This window comes from Reyranella sp., from assembly GCF_030651995.1.
GTDB lineage: Bacteria > Pseudomonadota > Alphaproteobacteria > Reyranellales > Reyranellaceae > Reyranella.
Genome location: NZ_JAUSBN010000072.1, coordinates 19847 through 39732 on the forward strand (window position 1 = coordinate 19847; position 19886 = coordinate 39732).

Annotated in this window: 19 protein-coding genes; 11 read left to right on the plus strand and 8 right to left on the minus strand. The window is 66.2% G+C overall.

Features of this window, described 5'->3' with window-relative positions; genetic code table 11:
* Window positions 1–96: 96 nt before the first annotated feature.
* Window positions 97–852, minus strand: coding sequence for a glucose 1-dehydrogenase (locus Q7V45_RS22520; protein ID WP_304856323.1), 756 nt, complete (start codon window positions 850–852; stop codon window positions 97–99).
* Between the two features lie 72 nt (window positions 853–924).
* On the opposite strand from Q7V45_RS22520, the gene Q7V45_RS22525 reads away from it, so the two are divergent.
* Window positions 925–1521 carry a 2-hydroxychromene-2-carboxylate isomerase gene (locus Q7V45_RS22525; protein WP_304856326.1) on the plus strand — a complete coding sequence of 199 codons (597 nt, stop codon included), beginning with the start codon at window positions 925–927 and terminating at the stop codon, window positions 1519–1521.
* Window positions 1518–1955 carry an OmpA family protein gene (locus Q7V45_RS22530; RefSeq protein WP_304856327.1) on the plus strand — a complete coding sequence of 146 codons (438 nt, stop codon included), beginning with the start codon at window positions 1518–1520 and terminating at the stop codon, window positions 1953–1955. Before Q7V45_RS22525 ends, Q7V45_RS22530 begins: the two co-directional genes overlap by 4 nt.
* 159 nt (window positions 1956–2114) lie before the next feature.
* On the opposite strand, the gene Q7V45_RS22535 is transcribed toward Q7V45_RS22530, so the two are convergent.
* The 5 genes from Q7V45_RS22535 to Q7V45_RS22555 all read right to left on the minus strand — a co-directional run bounded on the left by Q7V45_RS22535 (window position 2115) and on the right by Q7V45_RS22555 (window position 6353).
* On the minus strand, window positions 2115–3119 hold the full coding sequence (locus Q7V45_RS22535; RefSeq protein ID WP_304856330.1) for an NADPH:quinone oxidoreductase family protein: 1005 nt from the start codon (window positions 3117–3119) through the stop codon (window positions 2115–2117).
* A 10-nt stretch (window positions 3120–3129) separates the two neighbouring features.
* On the minus strand, window positions 3130–4965 hold the full coding sequence (locus Q7V45_RS22540) for a carbamoyltransferase (RefSeq protein WP_304856332.1): 1836 nt from the start codon (window positions 4963–4965) through the stop codon (window positions 3130–3132).
* A 15-nt stretch (window positions 4966–4980) separates the two neighbouring features.
* Window positions 4981–5133 (minus strand): DUF5989 family protein, encoded by a 153-nt coding sequence (locus Q7V45_RS22545; protein WP_296379768.1) that lies wholly within the window; start codon window positions 5131–5133, stop codon window positions 4981–4983.
* An 18-nt stretch (window positions 5134–5151) separates the two neighbouring features.
* The gene (locus Q7V45_RS22550) at window positions 5152–5595 is read right to left on the minus strand and encodes an SxtJ family membrane protein (protein WP_304856338.1); all 444 of its coding nucleotides are present in this window, start codon (window positions 5593–5595) and stop codon (window positions 5152–5154) included.
* Between the two features lie 83 nt (window positions 5596–5678).
* Window positions 5679–6353, minus strand: a complete 675-nt coding sequence (locus Q7V45_RS22555; RefSeq protein WP_304856341.1) for a TetR/AcrR family transcriptional regulator — start codon at window positions 6351–6353, stop codon at window positions 5679–5681.
* Window positions 6354–6471: 118 nt separating this feature from the next.
* On the opposite strand from Q7V45_RS22555, the gene Q7V45_RS22560 reads away from it, so the two are divergent.
* From Q7V45_RS22560 to Q7V45_RS22585, 6 genes are all read left to right on the plus strand, one after another.
* The gene (locus Q7V45_RS22560; protein WP_304856343.1) at window positions 6472–7137 is read left to right on the plus strand and encodes an HAD-IA family hydrolase; all 666 of its coding nucleotides are present in this window, start codon (window positions 6472–6474) and stop codon (window positions 7135–7137) included.
* A 4-nt stretch (window positions 7138–7141) separates the two neighbouring features.
* The gene (locus tag Q7V45_RS22565) at window positions 7142–7693 is read left to right on the plus strand and encodes a regulatory protein RecX (RefSeq protein ID WP_304856344.1); all 552 of its coding nucleotides are present in this window, start codon (window positions 7142–7144) and stop codon (window positions 7691–7693) included.
* 33 nt (window positions 7694–7726) lie between these two features.
* On the plus strand, window positions 7727–8077 hold the full coding sequence (gene arsC / locus Q7V45_RS22570; protein ID WP_304856347.1) for an arsenate reductase (glutaredoxin): 351 nt from the start codon (window positions 7727–7729) through the stop codon (window positions 8075–8077).
* Window positions 8078–8081: 4 nt separating this feature from the next.
* Window positions 8082–9749 (plus strand): adenylate/guanylate cyclase domain-containing protein, encoded by a 1668-nt coding sequence (locus tag Q7V45_RS22575; RefSeq protein ID WP_304856349.1) that lies wholly within the window; start codon window positions 8082–8084, stop codon window positions 9747–9749.
* A 61-nt stretch (window positions 9750–9810) separates the two neighbouring features.
* Window positions 9811–10296, plus strand: a complete 486-nt coding sequence (locus Q7V45_RS22580; protein ID WP_304856351.1) for a M48 family metallopeptidase — start codon at window positions 9811–9813, stop codon at window positions 10294–10296.
* Window positions 10297–10427: 131 nt separating this feature from the next.
* A complete protein-coding gene (locus tag Q7V45_RS22585) occupies window positions 10428–13949 on the plus strand; it encodes an indolepyruvate ferredoxin oxidoreductase family protein (protein WP_304856352.1) in 3522 nt (1173 codons plus the stop codon).
* A 334-nt stretch (window positions 13950–14283) separates the two neighbouring features.
* Here Q7V45_RS22585 and Q7V45_RS22590 read toward each other — a convergent pair whose 3' ends face one another.
* A complete protein-coding gene (locus tag Q7V45_RS22590) occupies window positions 14284–14880 on the minus strand; it encodes a YqgE/AlgH family protein (protein ID WP_304856354.1) in 597 nt (198 codons plus the stop codon).
* A 165-nt stretch (window positions 14881–15045) separates the two neighbouring features.
* Between Q7V45_RS22590 and Q7V45_RS22595 the strand changes: the two genes are divergently transcribed.
* The 3 genes from Q7V45_RS22595 (at window position 15046) to Q7V45_RS22605 (ending at window position 17024) form a co-directional block, all read left to right on the plus strand.
* Complete coding sequence (locus tag Q7V45_RS22595; protein ID WP_370692650.1) at window positions 15046–15528, plus strand: peroxiredoxin; 483 nt, start codon at window positions 15046–15048, stop codon at window positions 15526–15528.
* Between the two features lie 68 nt (window positions 15529–15596).
* On the plus strand, window positions 15597–16466 hold the full coding sequence (locus tag Q7V45_RS22600) for a shikimate dehydrogenase (RefSeq protein WP_304856356.1): 870 nt from the start codon (window positions 15597–15599) through the stop codon (window positions 16464–16466).
* Between the two features lie 144 nt (window positions 16467–16610).
* Window positions 16611–17024 (plus strand): hypothetical protein, encoded by a 414-nt coding sequence (locus Q7V45_RS22605; protein ID WP_304856358.1) that lies wholly within the window; start codon window positions 16611–16613, stop codon window positions 17022–17024.
* A 21-nt stretch (window positions 17025–17045) separates the two neighbouring features.
* Here the strand turns inward: Q7V45_RS22605 and Q7V45_RS22610 are convergent, their stop codons facing one another.
* Window positions 17046–19859, minus strand: coding sequence for a PAS domain S-box protein (locus Q7V45_RS22610; RefSeq protein ID WP_304856360.1), 2814 nt, complete (start codon window positions 19857–19859; stop codon window positions 17046–17048).
* Window positions 19860–19886: the final 27 nt, after the last annotated feature.

Sequence of the window (19886 nt, forward strand, 5' to 3'; positions counted from 1 at the left end):
ACCTCTATCTTTTCTGCACGGCGCGGCGCCCGCGCTTCGGTCGCTGCGCTCCCTGCAACGCTATACGCCGCCGGCAGCTCCGCTTCGCGGAGCTGCCTAAATTGCATTCATGCCGCCGTCGATCACCAGTTCGGCGCCGGTCATGAAGCGGGACTCGTCCGAAATCAGGTAGAGCACGCCGTAGGCGATGTCCTCGGGTGTGCCGAAATGGCCGATCGGCACGCGCTGGCGCGTGCGCTCGCGCGCCTTCTCGCTCGGCAGGATGTGCTCCCCCATCGGCGTCATGATGATGCCGGGATGGACCGAATTGCAGCGCACCTTGTAGCCCTTGCGCGCGCAGTCCATCGCCACGGTCTTGGTGAACTGGCGGACCGCACCCTTGCTGGCGCCGTAGGCCGAGAGATCGGGCGTGCCGAGGAAGGCTGCCAGCGACGACATGTTCACGATCGAGCCGCCGCCCGAGGAGCGCAGCGCCGGCACGCCGTACTTGCAGCCGAGGAACACGCCCTCGACGTTGATCGACAGGATGCGGCGCCACTGATCGAGGCTCTCGCCCTCGAAGGAAGAGGGAAACGGTCCGGCGATGCCGGCATTGTTGACCAGCCCGTTCAACCGGCCTTCGCGCGCCAGGATGTCGTCGATGATGCGCTTCCAGTCGACTTCCTTCGACGTGTCCTGTTCCTCGAAGCGCGCCTTGCCCCCTATCTGTTGAACCGTCTCCAAACCGCCCGCGCGGTTGACGTCGGTCACGATCACCGTGGCGCCCTCCGCCGCCAGCAGCTTCGCCGACGCACGGCCGATGCCCGATCCGGCGCCCGTCACCAGCACGACCTTGTCTGCAACGCGGCTCATGCAATCCCTCCCCGAACTTTCTTGTCGCAAAGCTAGAAGCGGCGCAGGCTTGCTACAAGCAAGGAGGAACGCATGGCCCGCACGCTGGAATTCTACTTCGACTATGGCAGCCCCTACAGCTACCTGGCCGACACGCAGGTCGAGGCGATCGCGCGGCGCACGGGCGCGACCCTGGTGCGCAAGCCGATGCTGCTGGGTGGCGTGTTCAAGGCGACCGGCAATCATTCCCCGGCCGAGCTGCCGCAGAAGTCCGCGTGGAGCGGCTTCGACATGCCGATGTGGGCGCGCCACTACGGCGTGCCGTTCCAGCGCAATCCCTTCTTTCCGGTGAACACGCTGGCGCTGATGCGCGGCGCCGCGGCCGCCCAGCTGGATGGCCTGTTCGAGCGCTATCATCCGGCGGTCTTCAAGGCGATGTGGGTCGAGGGCCGCAACCTCAACGACATGAAGGAGGTGGCGGCCGTGTTGACCGCGGCCGGCCTCGATGCCGGGAAGTTCGGGGCCCGCATTCAGGATCAGGACGTCAAGGACCGGCTCAAGGCCACCACAGAGGAGGCGGTCGCGCGCGGCGTGTTCGGCGCGCCCACCTGCTTCGTGGACAAGATGATGTTCTTCGGCAACGATCGCCTCCCCTTCGTCGAATTGGCTCTCAAGGAAGAACTCAAATGAAGAAGATCGGTGTCCTCATCGCCGCCGGCCTGCTGTTCGCCGCGGCACCGTCCTTCGCACAGACGGTCGGTACCTGCCCGCGCGGCGGCGGCAGCAGCCAGCCGCAGCCGGTCCGAATCCTGTTCGCCCTCAACAGCTCCCAGGTGCCGCCGGCCGAGAAGCCGGCGATCGCCCAGGCGGTGAAGACCGCGAAGGATCGCCAGGTGTCGGCCATCTGCCTGATCGGCCACACCGACAAGCTGGGCGACAAGGCCTACAACGAGAAGCTCGCGCGGGCGCGCGCCCAGGCGGTCGCCGCCGAGATGATCCGCGACGGCTATCCGGCGAAGAACATCACCATCGTGGCCGACCCCGAAGCCTTCGGGAACATGAGCTTCGGCAGCGACAATGCCTCCGAGATCGACCGCAAGGTGACGATCTTCTACGCGCGGTAGATAAAGCCCCGTCGTCTCGACCGGAGCCTCGCCCCTCGAGTACCTCGGAGTAAACTCCACGAGGCGTAGTGGACCTTTTATCCCAGAATCGCCGACATTAGGTGGAGAGAAGGTCTCTCCACTCCGCGCTGCGCGCTCCAGTCGAGACGACGGGTTTTGTTAAGCCGACGTCATCTCGATCGCGACCTTGCCCACGACCTTGCGGTCCATCAGGACGCGGAAGGCCTCGGCGGCCCGTTCCATCGGGAAGCGGTGCGAAACGTGCGGGCGCATGACGCCCAGCGCCGCAAGCCGCGGCAGTTCCTCGACATAGTCGCGACCGAGCTCGGGCGAGAGGCGCAGAATGGTCTCGCCGGCGCGCACGCCCAGGACCGACAGGCCCTTGATCAGGATGTGGTTGGACATGAGCTTGCTCGGCCCACCCGAGGTGAAGCCCACCACCAGCAGCCGCGCGCCATAGGCGGCAGCCCGCACCGACTTCTCGAGGACCTCGCCGCCCACCGGATCGTAGATCACGTCGCAGCCCTTGCCGTCGGTCATCTCCTTCACGGCGGCGACGAAGTCGCCGGTCCGATAGTTCACGACCTCGTCGGCACCGCCCTGGCGCACGATCGCGAGTCGGGCGTCGTCGCTGCCGGTCGCGATCACGCGCGCACCGAGATGCTTGCCCAGCTGCACGGCGGCGAAGCCGACGCCACCCGAGGCGCCATGGACCAGCAGCGTTTCGCCCTTCTTCAGGGCCGCGCGATGGACCAGCGAGTGGAAGGCCGTCTGCGCAGCGACGCGGAAGCCCGAACCCTCGGCGAACGACCAATCGTCCGGCAGGCGCATGAGCTGGCCGCTCGCCTTCAGCTTTACGTACTCGGCGAAGGCGCCGGGACGGATGCCGAAGATCACGCGATCGCCGGGCTTCCAGTTGGTCACGTCCACACCGACGGCGTGAACCGTCCCCGCCCCTTCCATGCCGGGCACGAAGGGCAGCTCCGGCTTGTGCTGGTAGCCGCCGGCCACCATCAGCACGTCGGGGAAATTGACCGAAGCGGCGCCGACCTGAACGACGATCTCGCCAGGTCCGGCGTGGGGGATCGGGCGTTCCTCGATATGCAGAACGGAAGGATCGCCGAGGCGATCGCAGACGATGGCTCGCATGAGGGGGGCGCCCATGGAGAGCGCGCTAGTCGAGCTCGAAGGCGTTCTTGTAGTCGAGCTTGAGCGCCGGATCCTGGTCTTCCTTGCGCAGCAGACAGTTGCCGACCACCAGCACCTCGATCTCGCTGCCCATGAAGCAGCGCCACGCATCCTCTGGCGTGCAGACGATCGGCTCGCCGCGCACGTTGAACGAGGTGTTCACGATCACCGAGCTGCCCGTCTTCGCCTTGAAGGCCGAGATCAGGTCGTAGAACGGCTTGTTGGTCTCTTCATGCACCGTCTGGATGCGGCCCGAATAGTCGACGTGCGTGACCGCCGGAATGTCGGAGCGCGGCACGTTCAGCTTCTCGATGCCGAACAGCTTCTCTTCCTCCGCGGTCATCTTGCGGCGGCGCTGTTCGACGACCGGCGCGACCATCAGCATGTAGGGACTGTCGGTATGGAACTCGAAATACTTGTCGACGTCCTCGCGCAGCACCGCCGGCGCGAAGGGACGGAACGACTCGCGGTACTTGACCTTGAGGTTCAGCGTCTTCTGCATCGAGGGCGAGCGGGCATCGCCCAGGATCGACCGGGCGCCGAGCGAGCGGGGACCGAACTCCATGCGGCCCTGCATCCAGCCGACCGCCTTGTCGTCGGCCAGCGCCTGGGCGGTCTGGTCGATCATCTCCTCGCGCGTGAGGCGCGAGAATTTGGCGCCCACGGCCGTGAGGCGCTCGGCGATCTCGTCGTCGGTGAAGTCCGGGCCGAGATAGGAGCCGGCCATGCCGTCCATGTGGCCGTTGAGCTTGCGCGGCTGGCCGAGGAAGCCGTGATAGGCGGCATAGGCCGCGCCCACCGCGCCGCCGGCATCGCCGGCCGCCGGCTGCACCCAGATGCCGTCGAAGATGTTCTCGCGCAGCAGCTTGCCGTTGGCCACGCAGTTCAGCGCGACGCCACCCGCGAGGCAGATGTTCTTGACGCCGGTTTCCTTCTTCACCGACCGGCCGAGGCGGATCACGATCTCCTCGGTGACGGCCTGGATCGACGCCGCCAGATCCATGTGATGCTGCGTCAGCTGTTCCTCGGGCGTGCGACGCGCGCCGCCGAACAGCGCGCCGAACTTGTCGTTCGTCATGCGCAGGCCGGTGCAATAGTCGAAGTAGCTCTGGTCGAGGCGGAAGGTGCCGTCTTCCTTGAGGTCGACGATCTTGTCGAGGATCAGGTTCTTGAACTTGGGCTCGCCATAGGGCGCGAGACCCATGACCTTGTATTCGCCCGAGTTGACCTTGAAGCCGGTGTAGTAGGTGAAGGCCGAGTAGAGGAGCCCGATCGAGTGCGGGAAGTGAATCTCGCGTAGCATCTCGAGCTTGTTGCCGCTTCCCATGGCAAGGGACGTCGTCGCCCACTCGCCGACGCCGTCCATGCAGAGCACGGCCGCCTCTTCATAGGGCGAGGGGAAGAAGGCCGAAGCGGCGTGACTCTGGTGATGCTCGCCGAACAGCAGGCGCTTCTGCCAGTCGAAGTCCGGCTCCCACTTCTTCATCTCGTCGCGCAGCAGCACCTTCTGGAAAAGCTTCTCTTTCAGCCACAACGGCATGGCCATGCGGAAGGAATTGAAGCCGCGCGGCGCGTAGGCGAGGTAGGTCTCGAGCAGGCGCTCGAACTTCAGGAACGGCTTGTCGTAGAAGGCGACGTAGTCGACGTCCTGAAGCTTGATGCCGGCGCGGTCCAGGCAGAACTGGACCGCGTTCTGCGGGAAACCCGCATCGTGCTTCTTGCGGGTGAAGCGCTCTTCCTGCGCCGCGCTCACCAGGTGGCCGTCCTCGATCAGCGCGGCCGCGCTGTCGTGATAGAAGGCCGAGATGCCGAGCACCCGCATGGAACGTCCTACCCTTTAGAAGAGCGTGTAGATGAACGGCGCGATCGCCGAACCCTTGGTGAGAACGATCAGGCCGCCGAAGATCACCATCATGATCATGATCGGCAGCAGCCAGAACTTCTTGCGCTCGCGCATGAAGGCCCAGAGTTCGACGATAATGGAGCCCATGGATCGGTCCTTTCGGAATCAGAACTGGTTTTTCATCGATTGCGGCGGCGGCCCGGGCGGGCTGCGGTCGATCCAGTAGCTCTTGGCATTCCGATCGAGCTTCAGCCGCAGGAAATCCTTGCCGAAGGCACGCATCACCAAGCCGATCGGCATGATGGTGACAAAGAACAGCAGGCCCAGAACCAGCGGGTTCATGACCTTGTAGAGGAGCAGGCCGAACTTCAGCCACAGCCGGTTCAGCGGCCCGAGCGCCTTGGGATAGACGAGCGCCACGACAAGGAACAGCGCCGCCAGCGGCAGCATCCACTTCCAGGCCGCGGCGTGTTCGAATCCGTGGCTCCACAGGTTGATCGCGCTCAGGATTCCGAAGAATCCCGCGAACACGAACCCGAAGCCGCGATCGGTGCCCGCCTTGACGTGCTCCTCGCGGGAAAAGTCTTCATGAAGCTGGCTGGTCGCCATTTACCGGAGCGTTCTTCAGTTGATTGGGGCTCTTAACTCTCTGATCCCAAACGCCAAGTCAATCGGCGACCAGCAGGAGGTGGCTATTCCGCCGCAACCGAGGCGAAACGATGGGTCAGCAGCGCCTCCAGCGTCATGCGCCAGACCGCAGCGGCCCGCTCGAAGCTCAGCCCGTCCCGGCGACGCAGTACAATCCAGGCGTCGAGGGAGAGGGCCGCGCCGATGGCGTCCGCCAGTTCCTCGCGGGCCGGCTCGCCCAAGCTCGCGAATTCCGGGGCAAAAGCCTCGAAAGTGGACTTCCGCAGCTCCAGCTTGAAGGCGTTGCCACGCTCGATCAGGGCGGGATGGTCGACAAACTGGCCGGCGGCGACCCGCAGCGGGACGATCTTGTCGAAGACTTCGGCAAAGCCCTGCACAACGGAGGCGACCCGCTCCGCCAGCGGACGGGAGTCCGAGGCCTGCTGGGGGACCACGATATCCTGGCCGATGGCGTCCAAAACAGTTACGAAAAGTGACTCAACGTCGCCAAAATGCTGAAAAACCGAGCGGACGGAGACGTCGGCCCGCCGGGCGACGGCCACCACGGTCGGCGCCGTGCTGGTCTCGGCGATCATGATCTTGGCGGCCTCGATGATCTTGCGACGGGTCTCGGCGGCGCGACGATTGCGGCCATCGGGACGGGCCGTCCCCTTCGAGTCCGTTCCTGCTGCCACTACCGCCACTGCGTTGCCGCGCGGCATCACCGCTGCTTCGCTCATGTGCAAATTCCTAATCCGGAGTTCAGGCTTGGATGGTCAACGTCCGACCAGTCGCCTATGGAAGGCGTGAGATAAGGGCCGACTGCGGCAGCAACAAGGTAAAGACGGTCGCACCACCATGAATACGAGCCATGCAAAAGCCCCGCTCGCCGTCCTGTGGGACTTCGGGGGCGTGATCCTTTCCAGCCCCTTCGACGCGTTCAACCGCTACGAGGCCGAGGCCGGACTTCCCAAAGATTTCCTGCGCGGCCTGAATACGCGCAATCCAGATACCAATGCCTGGGCGAAAATGGAACGAAGCGAGGTTTCCCTCCAGGGATTCGTCGACCTGTTCGAGGAGGAAGCCCGCCTCCACGGACATCGCGTCGAGGGCTGGAAAATTCTGCAGGCACTGAGCGGCGACATTCGGCCGCAGATGGTCGAGGCCCTGCGCCGCTGCAAGGCCACGTTCCGGGTGGCCTGCATCACCAACAACATGAAGGCCGGCGAAGGGCCCGGCATGGCGCGCAGTCCGGAGAAGGCCAGAGCCGTGGCCGAAGTCCTGTCTCTTTTCGAGCATGTCGTCGAATCGAGCAAAGTCGGCCTGCGCAAGCCCGACCCGCGCATCTACCAGCATGCCTGTGAGCTGCTGGGCGTGCCGCCGGACCGCTGCATCTACCTCGACGATCTCGGCATCAACTTGAAGCCGGCCCGTGCGCTGGGCATGCGCACCATCAAGGTCGTCGATCCCGACGTTGCGATCGACGAACTGCAAACCATGGTGGGAATTCCGCTGCGGGGCTGATGCCGTGAAGCGCACCGCTTCCCCGATCACGGCGAAATATCTCCAGAATGCCGCCGTGTTCTATCTCGAGCGGTACGCCAGTTCGGCCGAAGGACTGCGTCGCGTGCTGCGTCGCCGGGTGTCCAAGGCCCGGCTGCTCGAGGCGCCTGTGATGGACAATGCCGAGGAGGCCATCGAAGCGGTCGTGCAGAAATTCGTGGTGGCCGGTCTGCTCGACGACAAGGCCTTCGCGCAGACCAAGGCGCGATCCCTGCACCGCCGCGGCGTCTCGGGCCAACTGACACGCCAGCGCCTGAAGGTGGCGGGCGTGGGGCGCGACGACGTCGATAGCGCCCTGGCTGCGCTGGACGAGGAACTCGGCACCGATCCCGCCCGGCGTGAAATCCAGGCCGCCGTGGCCTTCGCCCGCCGGCGCCGGCTCGGTCCCTTCCGCATGAAGGAGCGCGAGGAGAAGAAAGCGCGCGACCTTGCCTCGATGGCGCGCGCGGGCTTCGCCTACGACCTCGCCCGAAAGGTCATCGACGCGACCGATCCCGATTCTCTGGACGAAGCCTGAACGGCTCGCCATGGTTCGGCCAGAGAGGCACTCATGACCGTCACGATCTGGCACAATCCGCGCTGCAGCAAGTCGCGGCAGACTCTCGACCTGCTGAAGAGCAACGGCGTGGAGCCCACGATCCGACAGTACCTGAAGGAGCCGCCGAGCAAGGCGGAGGTTGAGAAACTCATCACGCTGGTCGGCGGCGATCCACGCGAGCTGATCCGTGACGGAGAGGCGGAATTCAAGGCGCTGAAGCTCCGGAAGGCGGACCTCACCAGGACCCAGATCGTGGACGCGATCGCCGCGCACCCCGTCCTGCTGCAGCGTCCGATCGTCGTGAAAGGCGCCCACGCCGTGATCGGCCGGCCGCCCGAAGCGGTCCTGCCTCTCCTGAATTGACGCCATGACCGGACGGCTTCGCCTCTGGTCGGGCTACGTTCTCTTCTTCTACGTCGTCACCCATCTCCTCAATCACGCGCTCGGCCTGATCTCGCTGCGCGTCCTCGAGGAAGGGCGGCACTGGTTCGCCTTCGTCTGGAACAATCCCGCCGGCCAGATCCTTCTCTACGGGTCGCTGCTGGGTCACTTCCTCCTCGCGCTGTGGTCGCTGTACCGTCGGCGCGCGCTGAAACTGTCGCGCTGGGAATGGGCGCAATGGATCCTCGGCGCAGCGATCATCCCGCTGGGCGTGATCCATGTCGTGGGCACGCGCCTCGCGGAGACGCTCTACGACGTCGAGTCGGGATATCCGTGGGTGCTGGGCTCGCTCGTCGCCGGCAGCTGGACGGGCATTCTGCGACAGTTCTCCCTGCCCCTCGTCGTCTGGATGCATGGCTGTATCGGCCTGCATTTCGCGCTGCGCCTCAAGCCCTGGTACCGCGACTGGCTGCCCCTCCTCTATGGCCTCGCCCTGCTGATCCCCGCCGCCAGCCTTGCTGGCGCCGCCGTCGCGTTGCGCGACGTCGCCGAGCTGGCGCAGCGTCCCGGCTTCCTCGAAGGCCTGTTCGAGCGCGCCCATGTTCCGGCCCCCGAGCAGGTCGCCCACCTCTATTCGATCGCGGCCGGGCTCGAATACACGGCCCTCGCCCTCCTGGCCGCGGCGATCGCCGCGCGCCCCTTGCGCGATCTCTGGGAGCGGCGCGCCGGCGTGGTGCGTCTCGACTACGGCGACCGTCGCAGCGTCACCCAGCCCGCCGGCCTCTCGATCCTCGAGATCAGCCGCGTCGCCGGCATTCCCCACGCCTCGGTCTGCGGCGGTCGCGGCCGCTGCTCGACCTGCCGCGTTCGCCTCTCGGGCGACGACCGCCACCGGCTGCCGCCGGCATCGCCGGAGGAAGCCAAGGTGCTGGCGCGCATCGGCGCCCCGGCCAACGTGCGCCTCGCCTGCCAACTGCGCCCGCCGCCCGGTCACTACCGGGTGGCGCTGCTGCTGCCGGCCGCCGCCGGCCCGGTCGAAGCCTATCGCCGCCAGCCGCAGGCCCATGGCGGCGAGCGCTATATCGCGGTGCTGTTCGCCGACATCCGCGGCTTCACGACGATCTCGGAAGGCAAACTTCCCTACGACGTCGTGTTCCTGCTCAACCGCTACTTCCGCGCCACCGGCCAGGCCGTCGAGGCGGCCGGCGGGAGTCTCGACAAGTTCATCGGCGACGGCGTGATGGCGATCTTTGGCCTCAACCAGGAACCGCAGGTCGCGTGCCGCCAGGCGCTCGATGCCGCGCGGCGCATGGCGCTGGCCCTTGCCGACCTCAACGAAGCGATGTCCGGCGATCTCGACCTGCCGCTGCGCATCGGCATCGGCATTCACGCCGGGCCCGCGATCGTGGGCGAGATGGGCTATGCGCGCGCCGCCCAGATCACCGCGATCGGCGACACGGTGAACACCGCGAGCCGGCTCGAATCGATGACCAAGGAGTTCGCCGTCGAACTCGTCGTGTCGCAGGAGCTGCTGGACCGCGCCGGGATCGATCTCGGCGAGGCGCCCCGCCACGAGGTCGAGATCCGCGGCCGGCAGGGCCGGCTCTCCGTTCGCGCCATCGCCAAGGCCGCCGAACTCACGGCAATGTCATAAGATATTCGTTGTCCAGCGCGTCGACCCAGAGAGAATCCCGAGACCTTCAGGAGGTAATTCAATGCGCGCCCTTTTCCTTGCCGCCGCGATGACCATGACCACCATTGGCCTGTCCCTGCCCGCTTCGGCTGCGGGCGGCGGCTCCTCGGAATCGACACCGGCCAAGCCCGTCGACGCCAATTTCACGCGCGCCAAGGCGATGATCCAGGCCCGGGACTACCAAGGCGCCCTGCCGCTGCTGCAGCAGGTCGTCACCAAGGACCCGAAGAATGCCGATGCCTACAACCTGATGGGCTTCGCCACGCGCAGTTCGGGCGACCCCAACGGCTCGCTGCGATACTATCAGCAGGCGTTGGCGATCGATTCCCGCCACATCGGCGCCTACGAATATCTCGGCGAAGCCTACCTGATGCTGGGCCGCCTGCCGGAGGCCGAGCAGCAGCTCGCCCGCCTCGACTCGCTCTGCACCTTCGGGTGCGCCGAGTACCGCCAGCTCAAGGCCGCCATCGCCGACTACAAGGCTGGCAAGCGTCCGAAGACGAACTAGCGGACGGACGCGGGCGCGGCGAAATTCGAATCGACGGAAGGCGTCGATAGGCTTTTCCGTCACCGGCTTCGCCCGCTATGCTGCGGCCAAATAAACGCCCATTCACGCCGCCGCACCGGAGGGCTCCCGCGATGAGCACCGTCACCCCAGTTCCGCTCGTATTCGGCGATTACGCCCTCGAGGATCGCTACCGCCTCGGTAAGGGCCGCGTCTACATGACGGGCATCCAGGCGCTGGTCCGCCTGCCGATGATGCAGCGCCAGCGCGACCTCGCCGCCGGCCTCAACACCGGCGGGTTCATCTCCGGCTATCGCGGTTCGCCGCTCGGCATGTACGACAACGCGCTATGGGGCGCGAAGCGGTACCTGAAAGAGAACAACATCCACTTCCAGCCCGGCCTCAATGAGGATCTCGCGGCGACGGCGGTGTGGGGCAGCCAGCAGACCAACCTGTTCCCGGGCGCCAAGGTCGATGGCGTCTTCTCGATCTGGTACGGCAAGGGCCCCGGCGTCGACCGCTCGATGGACGTGCTGAAGCACGGCAACGCCGCCGGCACCTCGCCGCATGGCGGCGTGATCGCGCTGGCCGGCGACGACCATGGCTGCCAGTCCTCGACCCTGCCTCATCAGAGCGAGCAGGTGTTCTCGGCGGCGATGATCCCGGTCGTCAATCCGGCGACGGTCCAGGAGTATCTCGACTACGGCATCCTGGGCTTTGCCCTGTCGCGCTACTCCGGCTGCTGGGTCGGCTTCAAGGCGATCTCCGAAACGGTCGAGAGCGGCGCCTCGGTGTGGGTCGATCCCGAACGCATCCAGATCGTGATGCCGACCGATTTCCAGTTGCCCCCAGGCGGGCTGGGCATCCGCAATCCCGATCCGCCGCTCGAGGCCGAGAAGCGCCTGCACGGACCGAAGATGGCGGCGGTCGCCGCCTTCGTGCGCGCCAACGGCTTCGACCGCACGGTGATCGAACCGACCGAGACCGGCACGCGCGCCCGCATCGGCATCATGACGACCGGCAAGGCCTACCTCGACACGCGCCAGGCGCTGGAGGATCTCGGCATCGACGACGCGCGCGCCCGGGCGCTCGGCATCCGCCTCTACAAGGTGGGCGTGACCTGGCCGCTGGAGGCCGAAGGCGCCCGCCGCTTCGCCGAAGGCCTGCAGGAAGTCATCGTCGTCGAGGAGAAGCGCTCGAACCTCGAGGACCAGCTGCTGCGCATTCTCTATCACCTGCCGGCCGACCGCCGGCCGGTGGTGATCGGCAAGGCCGACGAGACCGGCCGCATCATCCTGCCGAGCGAGGGCGAGCTGACCCCGACCGGCGTCGCCATGGTGATCGCCGGCCGCCTGATGAAGCACGAGGGCGAATCGCCCGAGCTGCGCCAGCGCCTCGCGCGCCTCGAAGGCAAGGAAAAGCTGCTGTCCGCGCCGCCGCCCAAGGTCGCGCGCACGCCGTTCTTCTGCTCGGGCTGCCCGCACAACACCTCGACCAAGGTGCCCGAAGGCAGCCGCGCCATGGCCGGCATCGGCTGTCACGGCATGGCAATCTGGATGCCCGAGCGCCGCACCTCGCTGATCTCCCACATGGGCGGCGAGGGCGTGGGCTGGGTGGGCCAGGCGCCGTTCCATTCCGACAACCACATCTTCCAGAACCTGGGCGACGGCACCTATTACCATTCGGGCCTGATGGCGATCCGCCAGTCGGCCGCCGCCGGCGTCAACATCACCTACAAGATCCTGTTCAACGACGCGGTCGCGATGACCGGCGGCCAGCCGCACGACGGTCCGCTGACGGTTCCCGAGATCACGCGGCAGGTCGAGGCCGAGGGCGCGAAGAAGGTCGTCGTCGTCACCGACGAGCCGGACAAGTACCCGATGAACGCCGGCTTCGCGCACGGCGTCACGATCCGCCATCGCGACGAGCTCGACGCCGTGCAGCGCGAGCTGCGCGAGATTCCGGGCCTCACCGTCCTCGTCTACGACCAGACCTGCGCCGCCGAGAAGCGCCGCCGCCGCAAGCGCGGCACCTTCCCCGATCCCGACAGGCGCGTCTTCATCAACGACGCGGTCTGCGAGGGCTGCGGCGACTGCTCCGAGAAGAGCAACTGCGTGTCGGTGAAGCCGCTCGAGACCGAGCTCGGCCGCAAGCGCCAGATCGACCAGAGCAATTGCAACAAGGACTTCTCCTGCGTGAACGGCTTCTGCCCGAGCTTCGTGTCGGTGCGGGGCGGCGTTCCCGCCAAGGCCCGCCGCCGCAAGCTCGAGGTCGTGGCGGAAGATCCCTTCGCCTCGCTGCCGATGCCGACCCTGCGGCCGCTCAGCGAAGCCTATGGCATCCTGGTGACCGGCATCGGCGGCACCGGCGTCATCACCGTCGGCGCTCTGATCGGCATGGCCGCCCACCTCGAAGGCAAGGGCTGCACGGTGCTCGACTTCACGGGCCTCGCCCAGAAGAACGGCGCGGTGATGAGCCATGTGCGACTGGCGCCCAAGCCCGAGGATCTCCATGCCGTGCGCATCGCCGCCGGCGGCGCCAACCTGGTGCTGGGCTGCGACATGGTCGTGGCCGCCTCGCCGGCCGCCCTGTCGCGCATCGAGCAGGGCATCACCAAGGCCGTCATCAACGGCCATGTCCAGCCGGTTGCCGCCTTCGTCATGAACGGCGACATGGATCTCGGTGCCGAGTCCATGATGAAGGCGATCCGCGATGCCGCGGGCGACGAGGCCACCTCGTTCATCGACGGCACCGGTCTCGCCACCGCGATCCTGGGCGATTCGATCGCGACCAACCTCTTCATGCTGGGCCATGCCTGGCAGAAGGGCCTTGTGCCGCTGTCGTTCGAGGCGCTGATGCGCGCCATCGAGCTGAACGGCGTCGCCGTCGAAAGCAGCAAGCGTACCTTCGACTGGGGACGCCTGGCGGCCCACAATCTCGCCGCCGTCCAGGCCGCAGCCAAGCCCGCGATGAGGGTCGAGAAGCCGGTCGCGCGCACCCTGCCCGAGATCGTTTCCCGGCGCGTCGAGCTGCTCACGGCCTACCAGGACGCGGCCTATGCCGAACGCTATCGCAAGCTCGTCGACAAGGTCGCCAAGGCCGAGAAGGACAAGGCGTCCGGCCGCCGTGGTCTCGCCGAAGCGGTCGCCAAGTCGCTCTACAAGCTGATGGCCTACAAGGACGAGTACGAAGTCGCCCGCCTCTACAGCGATGGCGAATTCCAGAAGAAGCTGCGCCAGCAGTTCGACGGCGACTACAAGGTCAGCTTCCATCTCGCCCCGCCTTTGTTCGCCGATCGCGATCCGGTGACGGGCGAGCTGAAGAAGAGCGAGTTCGGCGCCTGGATGATGCCGGCCTTCCGGCTGCTCGCGTCGCTGAAGGGGCTGCGCGGCGGCCGGTTCGACATCTTCGGCTACAGCGAGGAGCGGCGCATGGAGCGCCGGCTGATCGGTGAGTACGAAGCCACGGTCGAGACGCTGCTGGCCACGCTCGGCCAGGACAACCACGCCGTTGCGGTCCAGATCGCGTCCGTGCCCGAAACGATGCGCGGCTTCGGCCACGTGAAGGAGAAGAACGTGAAGGCCGCGAAGGAGCGCGAAGCTTCGCTGCTCGCCGCCTACAGGAGCCCCGCCGCCCAGTCGATCGCGGCCGAGTAAGCGGCAGTCGACGCGAAGTCGGGACGCCCGCATCCCCTTTTGGGGTTGGGGAAGGAACGCGGACGTCCCGGGTACGCTCCGTCGTCCGCGAAGGGAGGCAGGCGGTCGACGTACCTGCCGCTATAGGCCCGTTCGCCTGGGGAAGTTAAGTACAATCCTGGCGCGAGAACGCACACCTCATGCACCACAATGCATGCTTGTTGCCTGCAGTCAGAACGCGGCTACAAAATAGTCCGTCGTCTCGACCGAAGCCTCGCGCAGCGAGGCGTAGCGGAGAGACGACGGATTCTGCCCAGGCTGGCGAGGAGTCCGAGTTCATCAAACTCCAATCGAGTCAGGCGCGACCGGACTGGGGAGAGAAGGAGGCGAGGTCGAACTTGCCTCCGGGCAGGCCGCGGCCCAGCCGGTCGAGCGCACGCTGCCACTTGGCGGCGAGATCGGCATCGAACACCAGCTCCGCGTCGGCATCGACCACCAGCCAGGCATTGTCCTGCATCTCGCGGTCGAGCTGGCCGGGCGCCCAGCCGGAATGGCCGAGCGCGAGCCAGGCGTTCTTGGGACCGGTGCCCCCCGCCATGTCCTTCAGGATCTCGAGCGAGGCGGTAAGCGCCATGCCGCCTTCGATCAGCAGGGTCTCGTCGCGCTTGTAGTCGGCCGAGTGCAGCACGAGCCCGCGCGAGGTCTCGACCGGGCCGCCGAACAGCACCGGCAGATCCGCAGTCGTCTTGGGCACCTCGATGCCGAGCTGCTTGTAGACCTGGCCGAGCGGCAGGTCGTCGACCTTGTTGTTCACGATGATTCCCAGCGCGCCGTCGTCATCGTGCTTGCAGATGAAGACGACGCTCTTCTGGAAGCGCTCGTCCGGCATGGACGGCGCGGCGACCAGGAAGCGGCCGACCAACGTGGCGGCAGGAGAGCTGAACCCGGGCATGGCGTACTTTCTCCCATATCCATGGGGATTGTCCGGCCAAAGATCAAGGACCGGGGCCCGCCGCCTTTCCAGCAACGGGCCTTGCATGGACAAAAACCCAACCCCGGCCTAGGGTCCGCCGGTTCGTAAAGGCCGCGGTTGGGCGGCGTATTTGAGGAGCTAATAATGGCGAAAGTCGGAGACAAAGTCCCCAGCGCCACGCTGCGCATGATGGGCCCGGAAGGCCCCAAGGCCGTCACCACGGAAGAACTCTTCGCGCCGGGCAAGAAGGTCGTCGCCTTCGCGCTGCCGGGTGCCTTCACCCCCACTTGTTCAGCAAAGCACGTGCCCGGGTTCGTGGCCGAAGCAGCTGCTCTCAAGGCGAAGGGCGTCGACGCCATCGCCTGCATTTCCGTGAACGACGCGTTCGTGATGGGCGCCTGGGGCAAGGACCAGAAGGCTGGCGACCTGGTGATGATGCTGGGCGACGGCAATGGCGAGTTCACCCAGGCGATGGGCCTCACCATGGACGGTTCGAAGTTCGGCCTCGGCACGCGCAGCCAGCGTTACGCCATGGTCGTCGAGGACGGCACCATCAAGCACCTCTTCGTCGAGAAGCCGGGCGCCTTCGAGGTGTCCTCGGCCGAATACGTGCTCAAGAATCTCTAGCGCCGCGCATTCCAGACGGCCAAGATCGACGGCGGGGCGCAGGCCCCGCCGTTTTCTTTTGGGGGCTCATGAACCCGACAGACCCGCACCTCTTCGACGGCCTGTTCCAGGTCAATGGCGCCACGCGTCTTTACGGCACGATCGGCGATCCCATCCGCCAGCTGCGCATGACCGGCGTGATGTCCCAGGTCTTCGCCGCCACCGCCGTCAATGCCGTCTGGCTGCCCTTCGAGGGCGGCCCCGATCTGCTGCCGCTGATGCTCGACGCGCTCGCCAAGATGCGCAACCTCGGTGGCTTTACCGTCACCATCCCCCACAAGACCGCGATGCTCGACCTGGTGGGTCGCGCCACGCCCCGCGCGATGGCGGCCGGCAGCGTCAATCTGGTGCGCCGCGACCCCGACGGGGTGGTGGCGGGCGACAATGTCGACGGGCTGGGCTTCGTGCGCGGACTGGAAGCGCAGGGTCATCGCGTGAAGGGCGCCAGCGTCTGGCTGGTTGGCCTCGGCGGCGCCGGTGGCGCCATCGCGGCCGCGCTGTGCGAAGCCGGCGTCGGCCGCCTGCTGGTGACCGAACTCCAGGAAACGCGCGCCGGCAAGGCGATCGACCGGTTGCTGAGCCACTATCCCGACGTACCCGTCGCGGAAGTCGACACGCCTCCGAAGGGCATCCACATCGCGATCAACGCGACGGCACTCGGCCTGCGCCCCGACGACCCGCAAGCCTTTGACCCGATGACGCTCGACCACGACGTGGTCGTGGCCGACGTGATCATGAGTCCGGTCGAGACCCCACTGCTGACGCGGGCCCGCACCCACGGCCGCCGCATTCATTATGGCCGGCACATGCTCGACCACCAGGTACCGCTCTATCTCGACTGGTTCGGCATCGACACCAAGGGAATCGACATCATCCGGCTGGTGCGCTCGATCGGCTGACGGCTCGCCCCACCGCCGCGGGTTCGCCCACAGTCCCGCAACTCTCGCGCGAAGTCTTCCCGGCGGGACATCCGTACGAGACTCTGCCGACTCATGGCCCTAGAGTGAGTGCTCCGACTCCGCGCGACAGCCTCAAAAAGGGGCATGATGGCTCATACGATCAGGTTCAACAGAGACCTCGGCGTGATCGTGCTGCGCGCCAAGCAGAGCATGGATGTCGACGAGCTCGAACAGTCGTTCGACGAACTCGTGAATCTCCCCGGCTTCAAGGAGGGGCTCAGTCTCATCTTCGACTTCAGGGGAAGCACGACACCTCTCACCTCCGCCGATCTGCGCCGGCTGGCCATCTATGCGGAACGGACAGATGCGCGATGGGGCGATACCAGGTGGTCGTTCCTCGCCTCGACCGACGTGACCTTCGGGTTGAGCCGCATGTTCATGGCGCTCACGGCCAAGCACCAGGTCGAGACACACGTCTTTCGCACGCTCGTCGAGGCCAACGACTGGCTGGGCCTCGGCATGGATATCGACGAAATCCTGGTGCGAACGCCCGACTGATTGCCGGCGTGCGGACGGGCCTCAGTCCGTGGCTGAATCGAGGGCGTTGCGGACGTGCCTGGCGAGGTCCTGCTTGCGGAACGGCTTGGTCAGCAGACTGGATGCCACGGCGCCCTCGGAATAGCCCGACATGAAGGCAACGGAGGTTCCCGGCCACCGGCGCACCACCTCCTCGGCCAGGGCCCGGCCGTCCAGTGTGCCCGGCATCACGACGTCGGTGAGCAGCAGCGCATAGGGGGTCTCGACGGCTTCGCATGCCGCGAGAGCGGCCGCGCCATCGGCCGCCTCTGCTACGTCGTATCCCAAACTCCTGAGTTGTTGGGCGACCTGCCTGCGAACCTGCGGCTCATCCTCGACCACCAGAATCCGCTCGCTTCCTCTCGGCATCGCGGCCCCGGGGTAATTCGCTCCCGCTTCCACCTTCTGATCGCTGCGAGGCAGGTAGAGATTGACGACCGTACCCCGCCCGACTTCGCTGTCGATCGTGATGGCACCGCCCGACTGCTTGATGAAGCCATAGACCATGCTGAGACCGAGGCCGCTTCCCTTGCCGACGTCCTTGGTGGTGAAGAACGGCTCGAACACCTTGCTCAGCACGTCGGGCGGCATGCCGGTCCCGGTGTCCTCGACGCTCAGCCTGACATAGTCCCTGCCCTCGATGTCGGCACCTGCAGGCGCAGCGCCTGCGTCGTGGCCGATGTTTCTGGACTGGATGACCAGCCTGCCGCCGACGGGCGTCGCATCGCGCGCGTTGACACAGAGATTGATCAGGGCGTTCTCGAGCTGGGCGCGATCGATGTTGACCGTCCACAGATCGGGGGCGAGGTCGACGATGAGACTGATATGGCGACCCAGCGTACGGCGCAGCAGCTTGCCGGTCGTGGCGACAAGGTCGTTGAGATCGGTCGCCTTCGGATTGAGGGCCTGCTTGCGGGAAAAGGCCAGCAACTGACCCGTCAGTTCGGACGCCCTGAGCACGGCCTTGGCAATCTGCTCGAGGCGCGCCTTCACCCGGGAATCGAGACCCTCTTCCTCCTGGACTTCGTCGGCATTGGCGAGAATCACCGTCAGGAGGTTGTTGAAGTCATGAGCGACGCCGCCCGTGAGCTGGCCGACGACCTCCATCTTCTGCGCCTGACGCAGCTGTTCTTCGGCCACCTCGCGCGCCTGCTCCATCCGGAGGCGCTCGCCCACGTCGGTGACGATCGTGAGGGCGGCCGCTCTGTGCTGGTATTCGATCAGCCGCGCCGCCATCTCGACCGACATCAGACTTCCGTCCTGCCGGCGGTGGCGCACGCCCTGCAGGACGGTCGTGACGTCTGCCGAGAACTCGCGCCGCCGGCGCCTCATCGCCTGGCGATCCTCGGGGATGTAGAATTCCTCGGCCGTCAAGGCGAGCAACTCCTCCCTCGACCGTCCATAAAGCTTCACGGCCGCGTCGTTCGCCGCCAGCACGCGCAGCGTCTCGCGATCGGTGACCAGGGCGGCATAAGGAGCGGCCTCGAAGAGGGTGCGGTAGCGCTGCTGCGATTCGCGCAGCTCTTCCTCCGCGACCTGGCGCTCCTGCTCCGCCCTGATCTGCCCCGTAACGTTCTGCGTCATGACCAGCGTCGCCGGGACATCGCCGAACAGGATCGGACGAGACCTCAGTTCGACGTCGATGATCGTACCGTTCTTCCTGCGGTGTCGCTGCCCCGTGATGATATGATCACGGTTCGAGCCGCCGGCCTCGCGTATGGCCACCTCCTCGAGCACATTGCCCGGAGCGTAGAAGTCGCTGGCTGACATCCGAAGCGCTTCCTCCCTCGACCACCCGTACTCCTGCAGCGCCGCATCGTTCACAGCGAGCAGGTCGCGTGACGCGCGATCGAGAACGGCCATGGGGTAGGAGTTCGCGTCGAACAGCATCAGGTAGCGATCCTGCTCCGCGCGGCGCGCATTCCATTCGGCGACCAGCCAGATAGCAAGCCCGCACAGCGTCGCCAGCGAGATCGCCCATCCGGCGACGGCGAGGCGGGCGATGTGGCGCCAGGACTTGAGCGCCTGGTCCGCCGTCTGCGTCACGGTAATGATGAAGGTCGGAAAATCGGCAAGGCGACGGAAGGCGACCAGACGACGCTCGCCGTCGACGCGACTCGCAATTTCGAAGTTCCCCTGCATGCTTCCCGCGGTCGTCCGCCGCGTGAGTTCCGGGCTGAAGGTCGTGCCGCCCATGGCCTGCTCGGCGAAGGGGCTGCGCATGATCATCGCGCCATCGATCCGCCACAGCGCCGTGGCCTGACCCTTGATCGTATTCTCCACCGTCCAGACCCGGTCGAAGAACAGCGGATCCACGGAAGCAACGATGACGCCCGCGAATTCTCCGTTGGACAGGCGCACGCTGCGTGTGGCGGGAAGCAGCCACTCCCCGGTCGTCCGGGATCGGAGCGGCGTCCCGATCTGGAACTGCATCTCGGGATGACTCCGGCTGTCGACGAAGTAGGCCCGGTCCGAGAGATCGAGACCCACGACGCCTTTCTCGCTGCTGAAGAGAACGCGGCCCGCGCTGTCGAGCACTGTGACCGCCCTCAGGAAGGGCCGGCCTTCGATGAGACGACGCAATTCGGCGCCCAGTGAATTCGCATCGACGATCCCTAGGCGCATCGAGGCCAGGAGCTGCGCTTCGATTCCCTCCAACGTCTGTTCGACATTCTGGAAAGTCCGTGTCGTCTGTTCGTCGCTGAGCTGGGCGAATGCCGTCAGGGTGTGCTGTCGGGAGACGACGACGTCCGCCCGCAGTTGATACAGGATGACGGCGACCACCGAGGCGCTCATGGCGGCATATGTCGCCAACATCAGGATGATGCGTGTTCGGAAAGAAAG